The 1,835-nt window shown below is 67.3% G+C and carries 3 protein-coding genes and 1 pseudogene; 1 reads left to right on the top strand and 3 read right to left on the bottom strand.

Annotated features, from left to right (window positions below):
- From WB785_RS19880 to WB785_RS19870, 3 genes and pseudogenes are all read right to left on the bottom strand, one after another.
- Nucleotides 1-282: pseudogene (locus WB785_RS19880) on the bottom strand (DUF4129 domain-containing protein); the annotation flags it as partial.
- Nucleotides 283-397: 115 nt separating this feature from the next.
- Nucleotides 398-859: an SRPBCC family protein gene (locus tag WB785_RS19875; protein WP_424081051.1), complete on the bottom strand. Its 462-nt coding sequence runs from the start codon at nt 857-859 to the stop codon at nt 398-400.
- Entirely contained in the window at nt 860-1,528 is a 669-nt protein-coding gene (locus WB785_RS19870; protein WP_424081049.1) for a pyridoxamine 5'-phosphate oxidase family protein, read from the bottom strand.
- A gap of 39 nt (nt 1,529-1,567) precedes the next feature.
- Here WB785_RS19870 and WB785_RS19865 point away from each other — a divergent pair.
- Nucleotides 1,568-1,835, top strand: a 268-nt coding sequence (locus tag WB785_RS19865; RefSeq protein WP_424081047.1) for a GntR family transcriptional regulator, incomplete at its 3' end; no start/stop codon positions are given.

Below are 1,835 nucleotides of genomic sequence, written 5' to 3'. Positions count from 1 at the left end.
CTGCCAAGCCGGTCGGCCGCGGCGGTCGGAAAACCGTTGCGGCAGGCCGCCGGCGGTGGGCGCCGCCGTGCGGGGGTCGCGAAGCCGGGCGATGATCGCCACGGCCAAAATGACTACCGACACGCTGAGCATGGCGATCACATAGACCAGCGACGAGCCAGTATCCGGCGGTTTTTTCTGCGCCGCATGCTCGACACCAGGGAGATAGCCGCGCAACGACGCAGCAATCACGATCAACAGCACGATCACGGCGACCACGCGGCCTGTCGCCTTGTCAAACATAGGCACACCACTCGACCGGTTGCCTGCCGCTGGTGCGGCATCGGAGTCTGTTCATCCTGGCACGTGGTCCACCTACGCTGCCAGCGATCGGAGCAGTTGCGCCGATTCCGGCCGGCTAGCCCGTGCGCTCTGCGATCTCGGCAAGCCGGTCTAGCGATGCCCGAAGCCGCTCCGGCGTCGTCTGGCGGGCGCGTGGCAGGCGATTCTTGTCGGTTAACCGGGACCAGTCGTAGGTGTGGGTGACCCGCGTGCAACTGTCTGTCAACGGTTCCAGTTCCCAACGCCACAGATGCCCCGGCGGTCGCCGACCCGATTCGGAGGGGAACCAGGCGATGCGACGGCCCTCTTCGAACTCCACGATATGATTCTCGCGGATGCTGCCCATGCTGAGGGTCATGATGAAGACGTCTCCAACACTGCGAATCCGTTGTCCCGGTTCGGCTTTGGCGAGATTATCGTTGCCGTCCCACAGTGGCTGCTGGGAGGGATCGGCGATCAGTTCGAAGATTCGATCGGTGCTCGCGGCGATTTCGCGGCTCGCGCTAACCACTCGAGGAGCATCGGTGTCGTCGGCCATTCATCGACGATACGGCGCGAGGTAATCCGGCAGCGGCACAGCCGGGTCCAGGTCGTCGGCGGGCAGCGGTGTGCCTGCCGTCAGCGTCAACGGCACGACCCCGGCCCAGTGCGGCAGCGCGGTGTCCTGCTCGTCATCGACCGGTCCCCCGTCGCGCACCTTGGCGGACACCTCGACGAGATCGAGCGCAAGCACGGCGGTGGCCGCGAGTTCGCGGGCGTTCGGGGGTCTGCTGTCGGCGGACCGCCCCGACGCGACGTGATCGAGCAGGGCCGCCAACGCACGCAGCTTCTCGGGCTGGTCTTGGACCAGCCGTGCGCTGCCCACCACGACCACCGACCGGTATTCCAGCGAATGGTGCAACGCAGCGCGGGCCAGCACCAGGCCATCGACCAGGGTGACGGTGACACAGACCGGCAGGCCCTCGGCGGACCCGGCCGCAGCGAGCATCGGGCCGCTGCCGGTGGATCCGTGCAGGTACAAGGTTTCGCCCAGCCGCGCATGGGTGGTGGGGAGCACCACCGGTCGACCCGCGTTGACATACCCGACATGACAGATCAGCGCCTCGTCAAGGACGCCGTGCACGGTCGCACGGTCGTAGCGGGCACGCTCGCGATACCGGGTGGGCACGGTGCGTGGGGTGGGCGGGTACGCCTGCGCCGTGGTCAACCGTTGCCTCCGAGTTTGTACTAGTACATAATAGGTAGTGTGCTAGAACAATACACCATTAGTGGCGCGGGTGCCGAGGCCATTGCCACCGACGTCGAGCAGGCCATCTCGGCCGGCGCATTGGCGCCCGGCGCGGAGTTGCCACCGATCAGAGGGCTGGCCGGGCAACTCGGTGTTAACGCCAATACGGTTGCCGCTGCTTACCGGCTGCTGCGCGAACGCGGTGCGGTGGAGACCGCGGGCCGACGCGGTACCCGGGTGCGGGACCGGCCGGCGACCACGCCACGCTCGCTGCGCGGAATCGCGG

It is taken from the genome of Mycobacterium sp. (assembly GCF_049585075.1).
Taxonomy (GTDB): Bacteria; Actinomycetota; Actinomycetes; order Mycobacteriales; family Mycobacteriaceae; genus Mycobacterium.
Note: the sequence above shows the minus strand (reverse complement) of the source record. Positions and strands in the feature narration are given on the sequence as shown.